The sequence below is a fragment of the Hymenobacter miniatus genome (assembly GCF_016427455.1).
In the GTDB taxonomy this organism is placed as follows: Bacteria; Bacteroidota; Bacteroidia; order Cytophagales; family Hymenobacteraceae; genus Hymenobacter; species Hymenobacter armeniacus.
In genome coordinates this window covers 391,669-414,889 of record NZ_JAELXR010000002.1, presented here as the reverse complement: position 1 = coordinate 414,889, position 23,221 = coordinate 391,669, and the positions used below count along the sequence as shown (strand labels likewise).

At 64.7% G+C, this 23,221-nt stretch carries 15 protein-coding genes and 1 tRNA gene; 8 read left to right on the top strand and 8 right to left on the bottom strand.

Going from position 1 to position 23,221, the window contains the following annotated elements; genetic code table 11:
* Positions 1-20 precede the first annotated feature (20 nt).
* The 4 genes from JAO73_RS04845 to JAO73_RS04830 form a co-directional block, all read right to left on the bottom strand.
* Positions 21-2,312, bottom strand: a complete 2,292-nt coding sequence (locus JAO73_RS04845; RefSeq protein WP_198976024.1) for a xanthine dehydrogenase molybdopterin binding subunit — start codon at positions 2,310-2,312, stop codon at positions 21-23.
* A 142-nt stretch (positions 2,313-2,454) separates the two neighbouring features.
* Positions 2,455-3,999 carry an FAD binding domain-containing protein gene (locus tag JAO73_RS04840; protein WP_198976023.1) on the bottom strand — a complete coding sequence of 515 codons (1,545 nt, stop codon included), beginning with the start codon at positions 3,997-3,999 and terminating at the stop codon, positions 2,455-2,457.
* A 135-nt stretch (positions 4,000-4,134) separates the two neighbouring features.
* Complete coding sequence (locus JAO73_RS04835) at positions 4,135-4,611, bottom strand: nucleoside deaminase (protein ID WP_198976022.1); 477 nt, start codon at positions 4,609-4,611, stop codon at positions 4,135-4,137.
* Between the two features lie 149 nt (positions 4,612-4,760).
* On the bottom strand, positions 4,761-5,699 hold the full coding sequence (locus tag JAO73_RS04830; protein ID WP_198976021.1) for a hypothetical protein: 939 nt from the start codon (positions 5,697-5,699) through the stop codon (positions 4,761-4,763).
* A gap of 121 nt (positions 5,700-5,820) precedes the next feature.
* Here JAO73_RS04830 and JAO73_RS04825 point away from each other — a divergent pair, with 121 nt between their 5' ends.
* From JAO73_RS04825 to JAO73_RS04800, 6 genes are all read left to right on the top strand, one after another.
* Complete coding sequence (locus JAO73_RS04825) at positions 5,821-6,315, top strand: redoxin domain-containing protein (RefSeq protein ID WP_198976020.1); 495 nt, start codon at positions 5,821-5,823, stop codon at positions 6,313-6,315.
* A gap of 82 nt (positions 6,316-6,397) precedes the next feature.
* Positions 6,398-7,966: a T9SS type A sorting domain-containing protein gene (locus JAO73_RS04820; protein WP_198976019.1), complete on the top strand. Its 1,569-nt coding sequence runs from the start codon at positions 6,398-6,400 to the stop codon at positions 7,964-7,966.
* Between the two features lie 176 nt (positions 7,967-8,142).
* A complete protein-coding gene (locus JAO73_RS04815) occupies positions 8,143-9,252 on the top strand; it encodes an MJ1255/VC2487 family glycosyltransferase (protein WP_198976018.1) in 1,110 nt (369 codons plus the stop codon).
* A 38-nt stretch (positions 9,253-9,290) separates the two neighbouring features.
* Positions 9,291-11,315 carry a HEAT repeat domain-containing protein gene (locus JAO73_RS04810; RefSeq protein ID WP_198976017.1) on the top strand — a complete coding sequence of 675 codons (2,025 nt, stop codon included), beginning with the start codon at positions 9,291-9,293 and terminating at the stop codon, positions 11,313-11,315.
* Between the two features lie 209 nt (positions 11,316-11,524).
* On the top strand, positions 11,525-12,340 hold the full coding sequence (locus JAO73_RS04805; protein WP_198976016.1) for a mechanosensitive ion channel family protein: 816 nt from the start codon (positions 11,525-11,527) through the stop codon (positions 12,338-12,340).
* A gap of 124 nt (positions 12,341-12,464) precedes the next feature.
* Positions 12,465-15,686 (top strand): PAS domain S-box protein, encoded by a 3,222-nt coding sequence (locus tag JAO73_RS04800; RefSeq protein ID WP_198976015.1) that lies wholly within the window; start codon positions 12,465-12,467, stop codon positions 15,684-15,686.
* Between the two features lie 41 nt (positions 15,687-15,727).
* Here JAO73_RS04800 and JAO73_RS04795 read toward each other — a convergent pair whose 3' ends face one another.
* A complete protein-coding gene (locus JAO73_RS04795; RefSeq protein ID WP_198976014.1) occupies positions 15,728-16,708 on the bottom strand; it encodes an aldo/keto reductase in 981 nt (326 codons plus the stop codon).
* A 109-nt stretch (positions 16,709-16,817) separates the two neighbouring features.
* A complete protein-coding gene (locus tag JAO73_RS04790; protein ID WP_190923034.1) occupies positions 16,818-17,159 on the bottom strand; it encodes a cupin domain-containing protein in 342 nt (113 codons plus the stop codon).
* 170 nt (positions 17,160-17,329) lie between these two features.
* Between JAO73_RS04790 and JAO73_RS04785 the strand changes: the two genes are divergently transcribed.
* Positions 17,330-18,163, top strand: coding sequence for a serine O-acetyltransferase (locus JAO73_RS04785; RefSeq protein WP_317191199.1), 834 nt, complete (start codon positions 17,330-17,332; stop codon positions 18,161-18,163).
* Positions 18,164-18,255: 92 nt separating this feature from the next.
* On the top strand, positions 18,256-19,179 hold the full coding sequence (gene cysK, locus JAO73_RS04780) for a cysteine synthase A (RefSeq protein WP_198976012.1): 924 nt from the start codon (positions 18,256-18,258) through the stop codon (positions 19,177-19,179).
* 90 nt (positions 19,180-19,269) lie between these two features.
* Here cysK and JAO73_RS04775 read toward each other — a convergent pair.
* Positions 19,270-19,343 (bottom strand) — tRNA-Ala (locus JAO73_RS04775).
* Positions 19,344-19,529: 186 nt separating this feature from the next.
* Complete coding sequence (locus tag JAO73_RS04770; protein WP_198976011.1) at positions 19,530-23,075, bottom strand: TonB-dependent receptor; 3,546 nt, start codon at positions 23,073-23,075, stop codon at positions 19,530-19,532.
* Positions 23,076-23,221 lie beyond the last annotated feature (146 nt).

Sequence of the window (23,221 nt, the reverse complement as noted above, 5' to 3'; positions counted from 1 at the left end):
ACCCCACAACTTGTTTTGAACTAACCCCGCGCCACTGCAACTGCTTCTCCCGCCCCCACAAACTCCGGATACAAGCTCACCAGCACCTTTTCCGGCGTCATCGGCGCGGAAAACGGCAGCGCGGTGTGGCTCTGGAAGGCTCGCACCGCGTCGCGCAGGGCGAAGTAGGTGCCGATGCCGTACATAAGCGGCGGCTCGCCCACGGCCTTGGAGCGCAGGACGGCCTTGGGGTGGCCCGGCGTGTCGAGGAAATGCACGTCGAGCACCTTGGGTGCGGCGTAAATGTCGGGTATCTTGTAGCTGTTCAGGGAGTTACTGAGCAGGCGGCCTTCGGCGTTGTAGGCCACTTCCTCCATCGTCATCCAGCCGATGCCCTGCACCGCGCCGCCCTCAATCTGGCCGCGGTCGATGATTTCGTTGAAGCTCTGGCCGAAATCGTGGGCAATGCGCAGGGCATCCACGGTGTAGGTGCCGCGCAGGCAGTCCACCGTCACGCTGGTGAGGGCCGTGCCGTACACGTGGTAGGCGAAGGGGTGGCCCTGGTTCACGGTGGCGTCGAAATGCAGGCCGGGCGTGGCGTAGTGGGCGTTTTCGGTGAGGGCCACGCGCTTCCAGAAGGCCGACGACACCAGCTTTTCCCAGTTGGTATCGGCGGGCACGCCGGCGGCCAGCACCTGCTCGTCGCGGATTTCGAGGCCCTCGTAGTTGAGGGTGTACTCGGTGCTGGCGTGCCGGAGCAGGCGCTCGCGCAGGGCGCGGCAGGCCATTTCGGTGGCCTTGCCGTTGAGGTCGGCGGTGGCGCTGGCGGCGCTGGGGGAGGTGTTGGCCACGCGCGTGGTGTTGGTGGTTTCCACTTTGATGCGGTTCACCGAAATGCCCAGCGTGCGGGCCGCCACCAGCGCAATCTTGGTGTTCACGCCCTGGCCCATTTCCACGGCGCCCGTGCTGATGCCCACCGAGCCGTCGGAGTAGATGTGGACCAGCGCCCGCGTCTGGTTCATGGGCGTTTTGGTGAAGCTGATGCCGAAGCAGATGGGCATCACCGCGAAGCCCTTTTTCTTCAGCTTATTGGTTTGGTTGAACTGCGCGACCTCGGCCCGAATGCCGGCCAGGTCGTACTGCGCGGCGGCCGTGTCCCAGGCCTGCTCGGCGTGGCAGCCTTCGGCCGCCTGCCGGTACGAAAACAGGTCGCCCTCGCGCAGCAGGTTGCGGCGCTGCAGCTCGTGGGTGGGCACGCCCAACTCCTCGGCCGCTTTGGCCAGGGCCGACTCGATGACGAACATGCCCTGCGGCCCGCCAAAGCCCCGGAAGGCCGTGTTGGGCGGCAGGTTGGTGCGGCACGAAAAGGCCGTGGCCGTCACGTTGGGCACGAAATAGGCATTGGTGGCGTGGAAGAGCGTGCGCTCCATCACGGCCGGCGAAAGGTCGGCGGCGGCCCCGGCGTTCTGATAGAAAGTGACTTCGTAAGCCACAATTTTCAGGTCGGCATCAAAGCCGATTTTGAAATCGGACGAGTAGGGGTGGCGCTTGCCGGTCATGCGCATGTCGGCCATGCGGTCGAGCACCAGCTTCACCGGCTTTTTAGTGATAAACGCACCCAGCGCGGCCAGCGCGCCCCAGGGCGTGGCCTGGTCTTCCTTGCCGCCAAAGCCGCCGCCGAGGCGCGTCACGTCCACTTCCACCTGGTGCATGCCCAGGCCCAGCACCACGGCCGTGTGGCGCTGCACGGCCGTGGGGCCCTGCGTGGACGAAATCATGCGCACGCCGCCCATCTCCGTCGGGAAAGCGTAGGCGCCCTGCGTTTCGATGTACAAATGCTCCTGCCCGCCATTCTCGGCCACGCCCTCAAACACGTGCGCGCACGTCGCCCAGGCCGCCGCCGAATCGCCGAGGCGGAAGGTGCGCGGCGGCACGATGAACTCGCCCTGCGCCGCCGCCACCCGCGGGTCGGTGATGATGGGCAGCGGGTCGATTTCGGCCTTGATGAGCTTGAGGGCGGCGTGGGCCTGCGCCTCGGTGCGGGCCAGCACCAGCGCCACCGGCTGCCCCCGGAAATGCACGTGCCCCTCGGCCAGCAGCGGCTCATCGGGCACAATGCCGCCAATCTGGTTTTCGCCGGGAATGTCGGCCGCCGTGAGCACGCGCGCCACGCCCGGCGCCGCCAGCGCCGCGCCGAAATCGAGGCTGCGGAGCACGCCGTGGGCCAGCGGGCTTTCAAACACGGCCGCGTACAGGGTGCCTTGCTGCACGGGTACGTCGTCGAGGTACTGCGATTCGCCGCGCACGTGGCGGTGGGGGTCGAGGTGGTTCATGGTTTTGGCTCTTGGGCGTCGTTCCAAAAAGAACGTCATGCAGAGCGCAGCGAAGCATCTCGCCAGCGCAACTAATTCAATCGGTAAAACAGCGTCAATTACTGCCGCACGCGAGATGCTTCGCTGCGCTCTGCATGACGTTCTAAATCAATTCATCCACCGCCAGCTCCGGCGCAAACTCCAGGAAATGCGCCCACAGCAGCTGCCGCAGCAAAAGCCGCTTGTAGTCGCTGGTGCCGCGCACGTCGGAAATTGGGCTGATTTCGGCTTGCATCACCTCGTTGGCAGCCGTTACGGTTTCGGCCGTCAGCTCGCGGCCTTGCAGGAAGGCGCTGGTGCGGGCCAGCAGCAACGGCACCGGCCCCACGCCGCCGGCCGAGACGCGGGCGGCCTGGATGAGGCCGTGTTCGACCCGCAGCCAGGCGGCGGAGTTCACGCTGGCAATGTCGAGGTGGGTGCGCTTGGATACTTTTTCGAAATGGAAGAAGTCGCCGGCGAGCGGAGCCGGGAAGCTGATTTCGATGACCTGCTCGTCGGCCGCTTTCGCCAGCTTTTTGTAGCCGAGGTAGAGGTCGGGCAGGGCCAGCTCGCGGGTGGCTCCAGTGGCGTCGAGCAGCGTGATAGACGCGCCCAGCGCCAGGAACATAATGGTGAGGTCGCCGATGGGCGAGCCGTTGATGAAGTTGCCGGCCACCGTGCCCATGTTGCGGATGGGCGTGCTGCTCACCAGTTTCAGGTACTGCGGCAAGTTGGGCAGCAGGCCGCGCATCAGCTCCGATTCGAGCAGCTGGCTGGCCGTGGTGGCGGCGCCCAGCACCACGCGGCCGGTGGTTTCGTGGCGGATGCCGCGCCGGCCGGGCTGGTCGAAAATCAGGCGCACGCCGGGCTGCTCGCGCAGCTCTTCGAGGCGCTGCACCAGCAGGTCGGTACCGCCGCCCAGCAGCGCGTGGGCAAACGGTTTGGTGGTGCCGTTGTGGCCGTGGTCGTTCTGGTTTTGGGCGTGGCCGTTGGGCGAGGTCGACACCGCGCTGCCGCCATTTTGGGCTGTGCCTGAAGCAACCTGTGCTGCTGCCGAAGCCTCGGTTGCTTGGGCCTCAGTGGCGCGCAGCTTCGCCAGTTGCGACGGAATGTTGGCGAAGTAGCCGGGCACAAATTGTTTCTCGCTGAGCCAGGCCAAGGCGTTTTCAACCGGGCGGCTTTCCAGCTCGGCGGTGAGCTTGGCCGCGGCGCGCTCTAACGACTTGTAGCCGGTGCAGCGACAGATGTTGCCATCGATGGCCGCGATGGTGCTTTTCTCGGTGGCCGGCGTGCTGCTCAGGCTGTGGCCCGTCAGCGACATCACAAAGCCCACCGTGCAGAAGCCGCACTGCGAGCCGCCCTCGTCGACAATGGCCTTTTGTACGGGCGTGAGCTGCGAGCCGGCCGCGTTGATGCCTTCCACCGTCACGATGTGCTTGCCCTGGGCGTTGCCCAGCGGCGTGAGGCAGCTGGTCATGCTCTGGTAGTTCACGGTCTGGCCGTCGGCGCTTAGCTCGCCCACCAGCACGGTGCAGGCGCCGCAGTCGCCCTCGCGGCAGCCGATTTTGGTGCCCTTCAACTGCTCATGGTAGCGCACGAAATCAAGCAGCGCGCTGGCCGGGGCCTCGCTGGTGCGAATGGGCTGGTCGTTGAGGAGAAATTCAATCATAATAGCTTGGTGATTGTGCCGTCTGTCATCCTGAGCGCAGCGAAGGACCTTCTCACGCCAGAACAATTTGCAGTAATCAGGTAGCGCAAACGTGATAAGGTCCTTCGCTGCGCTCAGGATGACAGGCGATTTACCCTAATACTCCGTCCGGCCTTCCAGTTCCGTCCAGGCGCGGAAACCGGCCAGGGCCTCGTCGCGCAGCAGCTGCGTCATGGGCAATTTACGGTTTTCCATGGGCCGGTCCAGCTCTTCGTAAATGAACTGGTCGTCGAAGCCGATGGCGGCCGCGTCGGCCTTGGTATTGCCGTAAAACACCCGGCGCGGGCGGGCCCAGTAGATGGCGCCCAGGCACATGGGGCAGGGTTCGCAGCTGGTGTAGAGGTCGCAGCCGTCGAGCTGGAAGGTGCCCAGTTCTTTGCAGGCTTTGCGGATGGCGTCGACTTCGGCGTGGCAGGTGGGGTCGTGGGTGGTGGTGACCTGGTTGAAGCCGCGGGCAATGATGTGGCCATCTTTCACCACCACGGCCCCGAAGGGCCCGCCAAAACCGGCCTGCATTTTTTCGATGGAGAGGCGAATGGCTTCGCGCATGAATTCGGGGTTGGGAGCTTCCATAGGTGGGGAGACGTCGAAAAGCGGTTTCCGGAAACGATTCCGAAAAACGGGCAACAAAGAACGCCACTGCGCGTGACATTCTTTGTTGCCCGTCGTGTAACCGGCTGCGACGGCCCGGTTTGGCAAGCAAGCCCCTCTGGCGTCGAAGCTTATTGCTTAAACAAATTGGGCAGCCGCAGCTGGAAGCCCAGCGAAGGCACCACCGTCACGCCGCTCAGCGAGGTGCTTTGGCCGTTGAGCAGGGCGTAGTTGCCGTAGTTCTGGTAGAACAGCGACACCGCCGGGATGACGTAGAAGTAGCGGTAGCCCAGCTTCAGGTTCACGAACCCGCCAAACGACGAAAAATCGCGCTTCTGCAGCGTGAGCTCGGGCACCTGCACCGAGCCGTTGAACAGCTTGGTGGGGGCGAAGCCGTAGCTCACCCAGCTGTGGGCATACACCAGGCCGTAGCTGATGGCCCCGATTTCCTCCTCGGGCCCAAACGAATTGCTGAACGTGAGCGGGATGAGCAGGTCGTTGCGCGTGGCCCGGAAATTCAGCAGCGAGTTGATGTCGGACAGGAAAGACAGCCCCGGCAGCTTGGCGCGCTGGGTGGCAAACTGCAGGCCGATGCTGCCGTAGGTGGTGCCGGTGGTGGCGCCGGCGCCGGGGTCCTCGGGCGTGCCGGTGGGGCCCAGAAACTGGTACTGGGTGTCGAACACGTGCGAGCCGAAGGCGTACTTGTAGCCCGCGTCGAGGCGCGGCACGATGCCGTAGCGGAAGTTCAGGTCGGCGGTGGGCTGCACCGGGTCGAGCACGTAGGCCAGGGCGGCCGCCTGCAGCTGGGTAGTGGCGTCGGTGTAGTCCACCTTTTGCTGGGTGAGGGCCTGGCTGGCGGCTTCTTTCACGGCGGCGCCCGCCTTGCTGAGCGAGGCCGTGGCCACGTTGAAGCCTTGGTTGTAGCCCACCCGGAACTCACCCTGGGGCGTGACTTTGCCGGTGGCCACAATGGCGCGCGGCGCGGTGCAGGAAGTAGCCAGGAGCAGGGCTGAAGCAGCGAACAGACCCGCCGAGCGCCACGAGGCAACAAAAGAGAAAGAGATTTTCATAGAGGAAGAATAAGGAGAACGGGGTAAAAACGAAAATCAGGCCGAAAACGCCGGAACCCGGCGCGGGCCGGCGGTGTCTTTCCAACGCTTCGGCCCAACGCTGGCCGTTGTATCTTCGCGTATGCCGCTGCTGTACTTGCTGGTCAGTTATTTAACGCTGTTGGTTTCGGGGCCTGCGCCGCGGGCCACGGTCTACGTTTTTCTGGCCGATACGTGCCCCATCAGCCAGGCGGCCACGCTGCCCCTGCGCGAGCTGCACGGCCAATACGCGGCGCAGGGCGTGCGGTTTGTGGGCGTGTTTCCGGCGGCCGACGCCACGCCGGCCGCCCTGGCCGCCTTCGCCAAAACCTACCAGCTGCCTTTCCCGCTGCAAGCCGACCCTGGCCACCGGCTCACTCGGCAGCTGCAGGCCCGCGTGACCCCGGAGGCCGTGGTGCTGGGGCCCGATGGCCGCGCCGTCCTCTACCGCGGCCGCCTGAACGACGCCTACGCCGCCCTGGGCCAGCACCGCTCCGTGACGCGTCGCCACGAGCTGGCCGACGCCCTGGCCGATGTGGTGGCCGGCCGGCCCGTGGCCGTGCCGCGCACCGAGCCAGTGGGTTGTTTTATTGAGTAAATTTGAGGTTAGAGCTTGCCCTATGTGCAAAAAAAGTCGTCATGCTTCGGCTGCGCTCAGCATGACGTTTTAATTATTATTCATGAAACACCTTTTCTCCCTTCTCTGCTTAACCGCCCTACTGGCGGCGCCCCGCGCCCAGGCCCAAACCGGCGCGCAGGTCACGTTCAGCCAGCACATTGCCCCACTGGTGTACCAGCACTGCACGCCCTGCCACCGCACGGGCGAAGTGGCGCCGTTTCCGCTCACCACCTACGCCGAGGTGGCCAGCCACGCCCAGACCATTAAGTACGTGACGGGCACCAAGTACATGCCGCCGTGGAAGCCCGATGCCAACTACCGGCACTACCTCGACGAAAACACCCTCACCACCACCGAAATCCAGCAGATTCGGGACTGGGTCGATAATGGCATGCCGCAGGGCAACGCCGCCCAGACGCCGCCCGTGCCCACGTTTCCCAGCGGCTCGCAGCTGGGCACGCCCGACCTGGTGGTGCCCATGCGCCAGGCTTTCACGCACCAGGGCAACGGCCAGGACATGTACCGCATTTTCGTGCTGCCCGTGAACCTGCCCGCCGACCGCAACATTGCCGCCATCGAGTTTCGGGCCGGCAACAAGCGCATCGTGCACCACGTCATCATCGGCATGGACACCACCCAGCAGGCCCAGGCCCTCGACGCCGCCGACCCCGGCTACGGCTACACCCGCTTCGGGGGCTTCGGCTTCAGCCCCGTGGAAGAGGTGTTCGGCGCCTGGGTGCCGGGCATGCAGGCGCGCTTTTACCCCACGGGCATGGGCAAGAAGCTGTACCGCCGCGCTTCGCTGCTGCTCCAGATTCACTACGGCCCCAACTTCGTGACGCAGAAGGACTCGTCGGTGGTCAATATTTTCTTCGCCCGCCAGCCCGTCACGCGCTTCGTGCAAACGCTGCCGGCCATTTCGCCCAGCGTGCTTACCAACGGGCCGTTTGTGATTCCGGCCAACCAGACCAAAACCTTCCGCGCCCAGCTCACGGTGCCCGCCGAGGCCACGGTGCTGAGCGTGTCGCCGCACGCCCACTTGCTCAGCAAGAGCTGGAAGGTGTGGGCCGTCAAGCCCAACGGCGACACCATTCGGCTGGTGAAAATCAACGACTGGGATTTCCGCTGGCAGGGCACCTACCGCTTCACCAGCCTGCAGCGCATTCCCTTTGGCTCGCGCCTGATGGCCGAAGCCACCTACGACAACACCGCCAACAACCCGCGCAACCCCAACAACCCGCCCCAGCAAGTGACCTGGGGCGAAAGCACCACCGCCGAGATGCTGCTCACCTATTTTGAGCTGCTGCCTTACCAGCCCGGCGACGAAAGCATCGTGCTCAGCACCCTGCCCGGCGTGGCCACCACCCCCGGCACCGTGCAAATGGCCGTGTTTCCGAACCCGGCCAGCAGCGGTGCGGCCATTAGTTTCCAACTGGCCAAGTCCGGGCCCGTCAGCGTGGCGCTGGTCGATGCCACCGGCCGCGTGGTGCGCACGCTGGCCCGCGAGAAGGCCTACCCGGCCGGCCCGCAGCAACTCCCGCTGCCGCTGGAGGGCGTGGCCGCCGGCATCTATTTCGTGAAGCTGGAATCGAACGAAGGCACGCGGAATGAGAAGCTGGTGGTGAAGTAAATACATGCTGGCGGACGCCTCACCCCCGGCCCCTCTCCCAAAGAAGAGGGGTGCCAGTCGATGCCTTTTTGTTTGGAAATAGTGTGGGTTTTGTGCCGTGCGGCTCCCCCTCTCTTTTGGGAGAGGGGCCGGGGGGCGAGGCGCGACGTCTGCGCAGACCTGCCCATCTTTGCCCCATGAACATCTTATACGGAGTGCCCGGCGAGGGCCTGGGCCACGCCACCCGCAGCAAAGTCGTCATCGGCCATCTGCTGGCGCAGGGCCACCAAGTGTGCGTGGTGAGCAGCAGCCGCGCCTACAAAATGCTGGCCGCTGCCTTCCCGGGCCGGGTGCACGAAATCCGGGGGTTTCACTTGGCCTACAAGGGGCTGGCCGTGAGCAAGCTGCGCACGGCCGCGCTCACGCTGCGCACCGCGCCGGAAGACCTGCGCATCAACTTCGCGAAATACCGCGAGCTGCTCTGTGACTTTGAGCCCGAGGTGGTGGTGTCGGATTTTGAATCTTTCACCTACCTGTTTGCCAAGATGCACCGGCTGCCCGTGGTCAGCATCGACAACATGCAGATTATCAGCCGGGCCAAGCTGAACGTGGCGGTGCCCAAAGCCGAGCGCGGCAACTTCAACCTGGCCAAAAGCATTGTGCGGGCCAAGCTGCCGCACAGCCGCCACTACTTCGTCACCACCTTCTTCGACCTGCCCCTGCAGAAGGAGCGCACCACGCTGGTGCCGCCCATCATCCGGCCCGAAATCCTGGCCGCCAAGCCTTCGAAAGGCGACCACGTGCTGGTGTACCAGTCGGCCACCACGCAGCAAAACCTGGTGCCCCTGCTCCAGCAGTTGCCCGACCAGGAGTTTCGCGTCTACGGCTTCAACAAGCAGGAAAGCCACGGCAACGTGCAGCTCCGCGCCTTTTCCGAAGCCGGTTTCATTGCCGACCTGACCAGTGCCCGCGCCGTGGTCACCAACGGCGGCTTCTCGTTGATTTCGGAAGCTGTGTTTCTGCACAAGCCCATTTGCGCCATTCCCATTCCGGCGCAGTTTGAGCAGTGGCTGAACGCGGCCGAAGTGGAAAAAATGGGCTACGGCCGCCATTTTGAGGCCATCACGGCCGACAACCTGCGCGCTTTCCTCTACGGCCTGGCCAATTTTGAAAAAGCCCTGGCCAGCTACCAGCAGGAGGGCAACGAGGTGCTGTTTGCGCGCCTCGACGAGGAGCTACAGGATATCGGCAGCCGCCACCTGCCGGCCGAGCTCGCGGCGCAGGAAGCCTCGTGGGGTGGGGAGTAGGGGAGCGCCTCTTTCCAAGTTCGCGCTACATTTACCGCATGCCCCACCGCTCCTCACGATTCTGGCCGTTGCTGCTGTTGCTGGCCGGCTGCGCCCGCACGCCCCGGCCCAGCGCCGGCCTCGCCAATAAGTACCACGACGCCACCATTCGGCAAATCGGCACGGCGCAGGACGAGCGCAACACCGCCGCGCTGCTGCCTTCCCTAGCCGATTCCAACCCTACTTACCGCCGCGAGGCTGCCCTGGCGTTTGCCTCGGTGCAGGCGCCGGCCGCGGTGCCCGGCCTGCTGCCGCTGCTGCGCGATGCCGACCCCAGCGTGCGCCGCGCCGCCGCGTATGCCCTGGGCCAAATCGGCGACAGCGCCGCCGTGGAGCCCCTGCGTGTGCGCGTGCAGGAAGAGGACGACCCCGTGGTACGCCGCTACGTGCACGAGGCGCTGGGCCGCACCGTCACGCGCCGCACCCTGCCCGAGCTCTGGCGCGTCGAAACCCGAAACGATACTGCCCGCACCGCGGCCCTGGCGTATGGCCTGAGCCGCGCCGCGCTGCGCGGCATCGGTTCACCGGAGGGCATTCGTCAAACCGTTACCTTGCTGAATACCCCCAAATTGCCAACCCGAGCGCGCGTGTTGGCTGCCGTAGGCCTCTCGCGCACCCGAGGACTCGATGCCGAGCTGAAAAAGCAGGCCGAGACGACCTTGCTGCGCCTTGCACAGAAAGACCGGTCGTATGCCGTGCGGGCCTCTGTTGCCACCACTTTGGGCAAAATTGCCGCCATTCCGGTGCCCGCCGATGCATTGCGCACGAAGGGCGCAGGAGGCGCGGCCGCCACCCTGACCCGCCTCGCCACCAAGGACGCGGATTACCGCGTGCGGCTGAGCGCCATTCGTGCCCTGCCGTTCGACCAGGAAAACTACCCGGCCAGCCGCAAAGCCGTCTTCACGGCCCTGAACCGCGACCAGCCCGCCGTGGCCCTTACGGCGGCGGAGTGGCTGCTGGCCCACGCCAAAGGCGAGTCGGGCGCGGCCCTGGCCGCGCTGGCCGACGGCAACAAGCAGTCCTCGCCGCGCGTGCGGGCGGCCTTGCTGCAAGCGGCCGTGCGCCACGCCAGCCCGGCGGCCCGGCCCAGCCTGGTCGAAACCATCGAGAAGCGTTACCCAGCGGTGCCCACCGTGTACGAGAAGGGCTTCTTGCTGCAGGCCCTGGGCGAAGACCCGGCCGCGTTCGACTTTGTGCGCACCGAGGCCTTTGCGCCGGGGCAGTCGCCGGTGGTGGCCGGCTACGCTACCGCCGCGCTGCTGGCCCTGCGCCGCCATGCCGATTTTCCGGCCGCCAAGCAGGCCGATTTTGCCGCGGCCATGCGCCAGGCCCTGGCCGGTGGCGACGTGGCCCAACTCGGCACCGCCGCCGAAGCCTACGCCGACGCTAAACTTTTTCCCGAACCCCAGGCCGCCGACCTCGCCGCCCTGCGCCAAGCCCAGGCCAAGCTGCAGTTGCCGCGCGAAATCGAGGCGTGGCAGGGCTTGCAGCAGGCACTGGATAAGCTGGAAAAGAAGGCGGTGCCCACGCCTTCGCCCCTTGCCACGGCCGCGCAACACCCCATCGACTGGGCGGTGGTACAGGGTGTGCCGCTGGGCCAGCAGGTGCGCCTGCGCACCAGCAAAGGCATTATTCTGCTGGAACTGAAGCCCAACGAGGCGCCCGGCGCAGTGGCCAGCTTCGTGGCGCTGCTCAACGAGCATTTCTACGACAAACTGTACTTCCACCGCGTGGTGCCCAATTTCGTGGCCCAGGGCGGCGACCCGCGCGGCGACGGCAACGGCAGCGCGCCCTACAATCTGCGCTCCGAATTTGGCGACCTGCACTACCAAGAGGGCAGCGTGGGCTTGGCCTCGGCCGGCAAGGACACCGAAAGCTGCCAGTTCTTCATCACCCACACGCCCACGCCGCACCTCGACGGCCGCTACCCCATTTTTGCGCAAGTGGTGGGCGGGCTGGACGTGGTGCACAAGCTCGACATCGGCGACCAGATTCTGGGCGTGGAACTGGTAACCGTAAAGTAGGGGCGGGGCCAAAAGCAATTGGCTTTTACTTTTACGTGATGCAGGCCGACCTGATGTACAACTACTGAACCGGGACCCGGCCATTCACCATAGTATCGGCCGCTACCACGGCGTGCTGCGGCACATGCGCAAGATTATTTGCGAAATTGACGCCCACCAAGCGCACGAGTAGCGCGGCTTTCTACGTTCCTTTCTGTTCTTTCTCTGCTATGAATCAAGTTGCTACGTACGCCCAGCAGCTCCAATCCCTGGTTGTGCTCTACCTGCCCCGCGTGTTCATGGCCGGGGTGGCGCTGGTGGTGGGCTGGTGGCTCATCGGCTGGGCCAGCCGGCTGATTGCGGCGGCCACCACGCGGCTAGATGTGTCGCTGGCTTCGTTCCTGACCAGTTTGGTCAACATCGTGCTCAAGGTGCTGCTGCTCATCACGGTGGCCGGCATGGTGGGCTTCGAAACCACGTCGTTTGTGGCCATATTGGGGGCCGCGGGCCTGGCGGTGGGCCTGGCCCTGCAGGGCACGCTGGCCAACTTCGCGGGCGGGGTGCTCATCCTCATTTTCAAGCCCTACGTGGTGGGCGACACCATTGAGTCGCAGGGCAAGTCGGGCGAGGTGCGGGAAATTCAGATTTTCAACACCATCCTCGTCACGCCGCAGGGCGACACCATCATCCTGCCCAACGGCGCCACGTCCAACAACGTGATTGTGAACAAAACGGCCCAGAATAAGGCCCTGGTAGAGATTGTGGCCGACCTCGACAACGCCACCAACCTCGACGACCTGCGCGGCTGGGCCATTCCGCTGATGCAGGCCGACGAACAGGTGCTGGCCACCCCCGCGCCGCAGGTAGTGGTTACGGGCCTCAAGCCCGGTGGCATGACGGTGGCCTTCCGGGCCTATACCGCCGCCGGGCACAACGGCGGTGCCCAGGGTCGCCTCATTGAGCAATTGCAGCGCGGGCTGGCCCAGCAGGGCGTGGGCAGCCCGGTGCCGGTGCAGCACAGCTACGTGCGCACCCTGCCCAACTAAGCCACCCGGCAGATAAGCACAACCTTGTCGCATTCAGCGTAGTACTACCAACCCGGGGCTTCGCCGCGCTGGCTAGCGCCGAAGTACCCACGCCGTCGACCGGCACGAGCAAAGCCACAGGCCCATGACGCACGCGGAGCTAGAACACGCATTGGCCCAGCAGCAAGCCGAAAACGCCGCCCTGCGCCGGGCATTGGCCCAGCGGCCGGCACCTGCACCGCCGGACCTGCCCAACCACGAGCAGTTGCTCCTGCTGATGCAGGAACTGTACGCCGCCGTGATGCTCACCGACGCCGACAACCGCGTGACGTGGGTGAACAAGGGCTTTACCGCGCTCTGCGGCCTGGAGCCGCACGAGGTGCTGGGACAGTTTCCGCGCAGCTTTTTGCGGCCCAACCTCGACGAAACCACCCGGCGGTACGTGGAGGAAAGCCTGCGGGCGCTGGTGCCGTTTCAGTACGACGTGCCCAATCCCCGGGCCGACGCGCCCCGCGGCTGGATTCGGGTGCGGGCGCATCCGCTACGCAACGAGCAGGGCGAAGTGGTGATGGCCGGCTTGCTGGAAGACATCACGGAATGGAAAAACGCCCAGTACCACCTGGCCGAAAACGAACTCCGCTTTCAGGCCCTGGCCGAAAACGTGCCCGGCGTGCTTTACGAGTGGCGCAAGAATCGCGACGGCAGCTTTCGCTTCAATTACGTCAGCCCCAAGCTGTTTGAGCTGTTCGGCATTCGGCCCGAAGAAATCGTGCGCATGCCCGAGTTCATTCACCCCGACGACCGGGCCGGGTTCCTGCAATCGATGGCCGATGCCGTGAGCGCCCACTCGGATTGGCAGTTCGAGGGGCGGGTGGTGGTGCCCGGGCAACCAGAGCGCTGCCTGCAGGCCCGTTCCATCGTGACAGGCGTCGACGCGGAGGGCGTGATTTACGCCGGCATTTTGCAAGACATCACGCCGCTGAAGCAGGCCCAAACCGCGTTGCGCGAAAGCGACCTGCGCTGGCGCCTGGCCGTGGAGGGCTTTGGCGATGGCGCCTGGGAGCACGACCTGCGCACCAACACGGCCTTTTTCTCGGCCGACTACCGTTCGATGCTGGGCTACACCGAAGCCGAGTTTCCCAACGAATACAGCAGCTGGCACTCGCGCGTGCACCCCGCCGACCTGGAAGACGTGCTGCGCAGCATCGCCACCCACCTGCGCGGCGACTCGCCCCTGATGAGCGCCGAGCTCCGGATGCGCTGCAAAGACGGCAGCTACAAATGGGTGCTGAGCCGCGGCGTGGTCACGATGCGCGCGCCCGATGGCAAGCCGCTCATGTTCACGGGGATGCACACCGACATTTCGGAGCTGAAACAGGCCCGCGAAGCCCTCGACGCTTCCAACCGCCGCCTCACTACCGTTATTGCCAACTTTCCCGAGGGCGTGGTGCTTGAGGACGAGCAGCGCCGCATCGTGTTCACCAACGAAGCCTTCTGCCGCTTGTTCGACGTGCCCCTCACGCCGGAGCAGCTGGTGGGGCGCGAAGGGAACTGGCTGGCCGAGGGGCTGCGGGGCGCCCTGCAGCACCCCAACCGCTACGTGGCCCGCATCACGGCCCTGCTGCTGCGCCGCAAGCCCGCAGTGGGCGACGTGCTGGCCCTGCGCGACGGCCGCATTCTGCAGCGCGACTTTGCCCCCATTTTCGACCAGGACCGCTACATCGGCCACCTCTGGAAATTTGAGGACATCACAACCCGCAGCCGCGCCGAGGCCGACCTCAAGCGCCGGGAGGAAAAGTATCGGGGCATCATCGAAAATATGTCGCTGGGACTGGTGGAGGCCGATTTGGACGACCACCTGCTCTACGCCAACCAAAGCTTTTGCGAGATGACCGGCTTCTGCACCGACGAGCTGGAGGGCCGCAAGCTCTCGCCGCTGCTGCTCAGCGGCGAGAGTCTGGAGCTCGTAGAAAGCAAGCTTGCCGTGCGTCAGCGTGGCATTGCCGATTCCTACGAAATTGCCGTGACGACTAAAAGCGGCGAGCTAAAGTGGCTGCTGGTGAGCGGGGCCCCGCTCTACGACGACGACCAACGGCTGGTGGGCTCCATCGGCATCTACCTCGACGTGACGCCGCAGAAACAGCTCGAAGCCAGTCTGCGCGAGGCCAAAGCGGTGGCTGAAATCAGCTCGCGGGCCAAGCAGGATTTTCTGGCCAACATGAGCCACGAAATCCGCACGCCCATGAACGCCATCCTGGGTATGAGCCAGCTGCTGGCCAAAACCGCCCTTAGCGCCCCGCAGGCCAGCTACCTGCACGCCATCACGGCCTCGGCCGAAAACCTGCTGGTCATCATCAACGACATCCTCGACCTGTCTAAAATTGAGGCCGGGCGCATGGCCGTCGAGCACATCGGTTTCAGCGTGTGCCGCGTGTGCGCGCAGGTAGAGAAAACGCTGCAATACAAAGCCGAAGAAAAAGGCCTCACCTTCGTGACCAGCTGCGACCCCGCCATGCCCGACGTGCTGCGCGGCGACCCCTACCGCATCACCCAGGTGCTGCTCAACCTGGCCGGCAATTCCGTGAAATTTACCGAGCGAGGCGCCGTGCAAGTGTCCTGCGCCTTGCTCGAAACCACCGCCGCGGGCGAGGCCGTGGTCGAATTCACGGTGCGGGACACGGGCATCGGCATCGACGCAGACTACTTGGCCCAGGTGTTCAACGACTTTAGCCAGGAAGATTCGTCGGTGTCGCGCCGGTTTGGGGGCACCGGCCTGGGGCTGGGCATCAGCAAAAAACTGGTGGAGCTACTGGGCGGCGAGCTGCGCATCGACAGCCGCAAAGACCACGGCACGGTGAGCTGTTTCACGCTGCGCCTGCCCGTGGGCAACGAGCACGACGTGCCCCGCAAGCCCACCGCCGACGCGGCAGGTCCGCCGCAGGACCTCCGCGGCAAGCGCGTGCTGCTGGTCGAAGACAACGCCTTCAACCGCATGCTGGCCGGTATTTTCCTTGCCAACGCCGAGCTGGACGTGACCGAGGCCAGCAATGGCCAGGTAGCCGTGGACCTGGCCCGCCGGCAATCCTTCGACCTCATGCTGATGGACGTGCAGATGCCGGTCATGAACGGCTACGAGGCTACGACTATCATTCGACAGGAGCTGGGCCTGCGCACGCCCATCATTGCGCTCACGGCCAACGCCATTCAGGGCGAACGCAGCAAGTGCCTTGCCGCGGGCATGAACGACTACCTCACCAAACCCTTCCAGGAAGCCGAGCTGGTAAAAATGGTGTACGATTGGGTAGCCGGGCCTTTTGCGATAAATGATGAGCCCGCCGACTCGCACTCAGCGCGTGGCGACGCATAACGGTTACTACGCGTCGCTGCTGACTCGCTCGCCGTTCGCTGCTAGTTGTTTACCAGCTTGAGGGCGCCTTCGCCATAGCGGGCGCCCACCACCGGGTGCGCCGCCAGCAGGGCCGCCAGCCGCTGCCGTTCCTCGGGCGTCAACGTCACCGCAACGGCGGCAGCGTTGTCTTCCAGGTACTTCCGGCGCTTGGTGCCCGGAATGGGCACGATGCTGTCGTCCTGCGCCAGCAGCCAGGCCAACGCCAGCTGCGCCGTGCTGATGCCTTTCTCGGCAGCCAGTTGGCGCAGGCCGGCCACCAGCGGCGCATTGGCGTCGCCCACTTCCGCACCGAAGCGGGGCAGGGCGCGGCGCATGTCTTTTTCGGCCAACTGCGGGCCGGGGTCGGTGAGCAAGCCGCGGCCCAGCGGCGAAAACGGCACCACGCCAATGCCCAGCTCGCGGCAGGTAGGCAGGATTTCCGCTTCCACGTCGCGGGTGAAAATGGAGTATTCCGACTGCAGCGCGGCAATGGGGTGCGTGGCCGCCGCCCGCCGCAGCGAGGCCGCCGAGGCTTCCGACAAGCCCAGAAACCGCACTTTTCCGGCCTGGACCAGCGCGGCCATGGCCCCCACCATGTCCTCCACGGGCACCGCCGGGTCGATGCGGTGGGCATAATACAGGTCGATGGTGTCGACGCCCAGGCGCCGGAGGCTGGCATCGCAGGCGGCGGCGATGCGCTCGGGGCGCACGTCCACTTTGGCGCCGCCTGCGCCATCGGCCACGAAGCCAAACTTGGTAGCCAGAAACACTTCCTGGCGATGCGTGGCCAGTGCCTTGCTCAGCAGTTCCTCGTTGGCGCCAAAGCCGTACACATCGGCCGTGTCCCAGAACGTGACGCCCAGTTCCAAGGCGCGGTGCAGCGTGGCAATGGCCTCGCGCTCGTCGCTGGGGCCATAGGCATAGTCAGAAGCCATCGACATGCAGCCCAGGCCGAGGGCCGAAACCTGCTGGCCGGTGCGGCCGAGTTCGCGTGTTTGCATGGTAGTCAACAGGGTAGGGGAAGGCGTTCGGGTATTGGCAAAACATTCGTATCAACAGCACGTCGTGTCGGGCGCTGCCGCGACACGGCGAGCTGTTGCATGCAAACTTCTATTTCTCTTCGCGGCCGTGCACCTGCGCCGGGGGCGAGGTCGCTTCCACGGCCGTGAAGGCTTCCAGAATCTTGTAGGTGTGCTCGGCATCTTTGGGCACTACCCAGGAGTTGCCGGGTTCGAGCAGCACCATTTGGCCGGCCAAATGGAATTCGGCCCGGCCACTGAGCACGTAGCCCACGGTTTCGTAGGGCCGCGAGGCCGAGGCCTTGGGCTCGCCGGGCTGCTCATTTTCCCACATGCGCATGGCCACTTGCTTGCCCGAGGCGAGGTATTTTTCGCCATCAGCACCCTTGGGCGAGTGCTTGGAATCGACTTTGATGATGGTGGTGTCAGCCATAAGGTGTTGGATTAAGAAAGGGAGGAGGTATCTTTTGGCCGGCTGCCCCTCGGGGCGGCTGCCTGTGCGCTAACGGCCAAAATCCCCTCGCCGTTGCTGCGGGCTGCCACAAACCTTCGTTGGGCCGCGCGGTTAATCCCCCCGGTTCTTACCCTCCTTTTTCAGTGCCCGTGCTTCCCGATTCTTTTGCTGCCGAGCTGGCCCTGGCCCACGCCTCGGTGCCCGATGCCCTGCCCGGCGCCGCCTTCTGCGCCCTCGCCGACGGCTTGCTGGCCCTGCTCTTCCCGCAGCGCGCCGAGCGCCCCCTGCCCAACGCCGACGTAGTGGCCGCCGAGCTCTACCACTTCCGCTCCGAATTGGCCGTGCTGCTGGCCAAGGTGCCCAACCTGCCGGCCCCGGCCACGGCGCTGGCCGACGAGTTTACGGCCCAGCTGCCGGCCCTGCGCGCGGCCCTGCTGCGCGACGCCAGCGCCATCCTGGCCAGCGACCCCGCCGCCCAGGGCCTGGCCGAAATCATTGGCTCGTACCCCGGCTTTTATGCCACGGCCATGTACCGCATCGCGCACGCCCTGCACCAGCGCGGGCTGCCGCGCCTGCCGCGCCTGCTCAGCGAGCACGCCCACCAATGCACCGGCGTCGACATTCACCCGGGCGCCCAAATCGGCGCCGCCTTCTGCATCGACCACGGCACGGGGCTCGTCGTTGGCGAGACCGCCGTCATCGGGGCCAACGTGCAGATATACCAGGGCGTGACCCTGGGCGCCCTGAGCGTGACCAAAGGCTTGCAGGGCACCAAGCGCCACCCCACCATCGAAGACCACGTGGTGATTTATGCGGGCGCTACCATTCTGGGCGGCAGCACGGTGGTGGGCGCGCACAGCATTGTGGGCGGCAACGTGTGGCTGACCGAGAGCGTACCCTCGCACTCGCGCGTGTATCACCGCGCCCACATCAATATTTCCCGTTCCGTAGACCCCGCGGCGGAGTTGGTATTTTCGATTTAACACGAATGCTCAAAACCTGTCAGCCTTCGCTGCGCCCAGGATGACAGACGTTTTTCAGGTTCCAAACACTCAAAGCCCTCAAGTTCTCTCACATGAAAGCCAATACCATTCTCGATACCATCGGCAACACGCCGCTGGTGCGCCTCAACCGTTTGTTTGCCCAGGTTCGCCCCGATGTGGAGGTGTGGGTGAAGCTGGAGCGGGCCAACCCCGGCGGCTCCATCAAGGACCGCATTGCCCTGAGCATGATTGAGCAAGCCGAGCGCGACGGCCTGCTTACCAAAGACAGCCTGATTGTGGAGCCTACCTCCGGCAACACCGGCGTGGGCCTGGCCCTGGTGGCCGCCGTGAAAGGCTACAAGCTCACCCTCGTGATGCCCGAGAGCATGAGCATCGAGCGCCGTCGCCTCATGGCTGCCTATGGTGCCAACCTGGAGCTCACGCCCCGCGAAAAAGGCATGAAAGGCGCCATCGAGAAAGCCCAGGAAATTGTGGCCAACACGCCCGGCGCGTGGCTGCCCATGCAGTTTTCCAACCCCGCCAACCCCAAAATCCACGCCGAAACCACGGCCCAGGAAATTCTGCGCGACGCGCCCGAAGGCTTCGACTTTCACATCACGGGTGTGGGCACCGGCGGCCACATCTCGGCCGTGACCGAAGTGCTCAAGCCCCATTTCCCCGGCATGAAAACTTTTGCCGTGGAGCCCGAGGCTTCGCCCGTCATCAGCGGGGGCGCACCGGGGCCGCACCCCATTCAGGGCATCGGCGCGGGCTTCATCCCCGACAACCTGCACGTGAACGTGCTGGACGGCGCCATTCAGGTGTCGCAGCAGGAGGCCTACGAAATGACGCGTCGCGCCGCCCGCGAGGAAGGCCTGTTCGTGGGCGTGTCGTCGGGGGCGTCGCTGGCGGCCATTGCCAAGAAGCTGCCCGACATGCCCGAGGGCAGCCGCGTGCTCACCTTCTGCTACGACACCGGCGAGCGGTACCTGTCGGTGGAAGGCTTGTTTGTGTAGTCGCTGGCCGTTCTTGGTTTGGCCTGGTGAAATCCAGGCCAAACAAAAAGCCCGACCGGTTTCCCGGTCGGGCTTTTTTATTCACTTCTGTGGAGAATATCGGAGTCGAACCGATGACCTCTTGCATGCCATGCAAGCGCTCTAGCCAGCTGAGCTAATCCCCCAGAATTGTTGATTACCGCGGTGCCAATTGCGCTTTGGTTCGACAAAAGTACGGCCCGCCGCCGGTTTGGCAAGGCCGCGGCGTACTTTTTTCTGCCAAAAACCGCAAGACTCAAACAATCAGCCACAAAAAAAGCGGGCAGGAAAAGCTTCCTGCCCGCTTTCCGGGTCGAACCGGGCCCAATGGCCTAGTTGAAGATGTAGCGGATGCCCACTTGCGCCTGCCAGCGCGAGCCCAGGCCCCCGGTGTCGCTGCGGAAGGTGTCGGTGAGCTTCACGCCGGGCGTCACCGTGTTGTCGGCGTTGCGCACCGGGTTGGTGAGGTAGGGGAAGTTAAAGTTGGGGCGGCCCTGGGCGTCGTAGCCCACAAAGGTGAGCGGGTTGGTCACGTTGGGCGTGCGGAAAGTGCCCCAGCTGCTGTTGAGCAAATTGCCGATGTTAAACACGTCGATGCTCAGCTGCAGGGTGTTGCGGTTTTCGCCGATGTTGGTGAAGATGTCTTGCAGCAGGCGCACGTCGAGGCGGTTCTGCCAGGGGCGCACGGCGCCGTTGCGCTCGGCGTACTCGCCGCGGTGCTTGCTGAGGTAAGCGTCTTGGCTGATGTACTTGTCCAGGTCGTTCCACTGGTCGGCGGCCGAGTAGATGCCGCCGCCCTGGGCGGCGCTCAGGGTGATGTCGCGCAGGGCAATTTCGGACTGGCTGCGCGGAATGTACATCAGGTCGTTGCCCGAGCCGCCCGAGCCGTCGCCGTTCATGTCGCCGGCGTAGGTGTAGGAGAAGCGGCCGGCCGGTGCAGCTTCGTAGAACAGCGAGAGCGTGGTGCCCAAGTGCTTGAGGTACTCGCGCTTATACGACACCGAGGCAATGACGCGGTGCTGCTGCAGGAAGTTGGAGTAGCTCAGCACGTCGGCGTTGGGGTCGCCCGACACGGGGCGGTCGCGCCAGTTGGTTTGGGCAATGGTGCCGCCGTCGTTCACCGAGCGAGCGTCGGTGTAGGTGTAGGCCACGCTGGCGTACAGGCCGTTGCTGAACGACTTCTGCAGCTGCCCGGTCACGGAGTACGAATACCCCTTGTTGGTGTTCTTCATCAGAATGGCGTCGGTGATGACGGGGTTGGCCGCCGATACGCCGCCCTGGCCGTTGTAGATGCGGTTGTTGGCAATGAGGCTGGGCTGGGCGCTGGCACCGGAGCCCACGGAAGCCGTGGTGTAAAGGCCGGCGTTGGGCCCGGTGGTGTTGATGGTGCCAAAGCGGTAGAAGATGGGGCGGTTGTCGGGGCCATTGGCCTGGCCCACGGGCTGCGGCAGGTTCACGTTCTGGAAGTACACCGCGTTGAGGTCCTTGGTGTACAGGGCTTCGAGCGTGGCAATGATGCCGCCGCCGAGGTCCTGGTCGAGGGCCAGGTTGGTGCGCCACACTTGCGGGAATTTAAAGTCGCGGGCCGTCACGGCCAAGTTGTACTGGGTGTTGGCCGCGGCGCCGTTGGGGCGGTAGGCATTCACGTCGGGCGAGAAGTAGTTGCCGGCGTTCGACACGTCGGCGCCGGAGCGCGAGAACGAGCCAAACTGCACGCCGTTGTTGCCGGCCTGGTTCGACAGCCACACGAAGGGGATGCGGCCCGTGAAAATGCCCGTGCCGCCGCGCAGCTGGGTTTTGCGGTCGTCGTTCACGTCCCAATTGAAGCCCGCGCGGGGCGAGAGCAGGACGCTGCGGGTGGGCAGTTTGTCGGTTTCCACCTTCACGCCGTCGCGGAAGGTGAGGTTGGCAGCGTTTTGGTTGCGGGCAATGTCGGAGTAAATCACCGGCAGGTCGCCGCGCAGGCCGATGGTCACTTTCAGGTTGCTGCGCGGGCTCCATTCATCCTGGGCGTAGAGGCCGAACTGGGCCGCATTGGTCACGGCGAAGGGAAACGAGCCATCGGGCAGGGCCGAGTACGACAGCTGGTAGCGCTGCGGGAAGGCCGCTGTGCCGGTGGGAGTGGACTGAATAGGAATGGGGTTGCCGTTAGCATCTCGGGTGTAGCCCAAGTAGCCAGGCTGGCCCGGTTGGCCCGTGCGGGCGGCCGCATAAAAATCGTCGAGGCCGTTGAAGGCGTAGGCGCCGTAGTAGTTGGGCGAGAAGCCGTTGGTGAACTTGTAGAACTCGTTGTAGGTGCCCACCGTCACGTTGTGCTTGCCCATGAAGATGGTGAAGTTGTCGCCAATCTGGTACACGTCCGAGTTCAGCACGTTGAAAGCCGAGAACGGCTCGTAGCCAAACGAGGTGTAGCTGTTGGCGGCGTTGATGCTGCCGCCGGCCGCCGTGCGGGCCGTGGCCGTGCCGATGTCGACCAGCGGAAACGACCCTCCGCCGGGGCTTTCGCGGAAGTCGCGGAAGGCCGAGTAGCCGGCCGTCAGGTTGTTGGCGAAGCGGCTGGTGAAGGTGCTGTTCAATTCGGCAATCACCGAGTTGAGGTTGTTGTTGATGGTGTAGTACGACGAGAAGAACGGCAGGCCGAACTGCGACTGCGAGCGGCCGATGTTCGACGGCCCCAGCGCGCCGGAGCCGCTCGGGGGCACGTCGCGGTACGACTGCAGGTAGTTGTATTTCACGCTCAGGCGGTGGTTGGCGCTGATGTTCCAGTCAATTTTGGCCGTGGCCTTGCGGCTGAAGGTGCGCAGGTTGTAGTTCTCAAACTCACCGGGGTTGTAGCCGTAGTTCGTCACCAGGAAATTGCGCAGAATGGAAAGGTCGCGCGCTGTGGCGGCCGACGTGGTGGAGTTGGCGCCGGGGGCGGCCACGCCGTCGCGGTTGGCAATGTAGTTGCCCGTGGGCGGGTCGACGCGCGTTTCCTGTTCCCCGTTGACGAAGAAGAACAGCTTGTCTTTGATGATGGGGCCGCCTAGGCGGAAACCGAAGTTCTTCAGGTTAAAGTTGGGGTAGTCCTGCTTGAAGTCGCCCACTTTATTGCCCACCAGGTTCTGGTTGCGGTAGAAGCCGTAGAGCGAGCCGCTGAACTTGTTGGTGCCGCTGCGGGTCACGGCGTTGATGCCGGCGCCGGTGAAGGAGCCCTGGCGCACGTCGTAGGGCGCAATGCTCACCTGAATCTGGTCGATGGCGTCGAGCGAGATGGGCTGGGCGTTGGCCTGCCCGCCCACCGTGGAGGCCAGGCCGAACGAGTTGTTGAAAATGGCGCCGTCGATGGTGATGTTGTTGTAGCCCGAGTTGCGCCCGCCGAAGCTCTGGCCGTTGGCCTGGGGCGTGAGGCGGGTGAAGTCGTCGAACGAGCGGCTGATGGTGGGCAGGCGTTCAATCTGCTCGCGTTGCACGGTGGTTTGGGCGCCGGTGTGGTCGGCGTTCATGATGGGGTCGCGGCGGCCGCTCACGGTCACCTCGCTCAGCTCGGTGTTGCCGTCGCTCAGCTGCTGGTCGAAGCGCAGGTTCTGGCCCAGCGTCAGGTACAGGCCGTCGCGCACCAGGTCTTTGTAGCCCACAAACGTGACTTTCACCGTGTAGGGGCCACCCACGCGCATGTTCTGGATGTTGAAGCGGCCGTCGGCGTTGGTGGGCGCCACGTACTGCGTGTTGGTGGGCGTGTGGGTGGCAATCACCGTGGCGCCGGGCAGGCCCTGGCCCTTGGTGTCGGCAATGAGGCCGCTCATGGCGGCGGTGGTAGCGCCCTGGCTCCAGCCCCGTTGGGCCGAGAAGAGCAGCAGAAGCACCACGAACAGGGAGTGTATACGCAGCTTATTCATACAAAAAAGTTTGGTGAAACAATGTGTAGGAGTAGGATGAATGCGGCCCATTCGGTCTTCCAATTTAAGGCAAAGGGTGCCCCGGCCGACGATGCAAAAAGGCCAGTGTAACAATTAGGCAACAAGGCAAAAAAATAGGCAGGGAT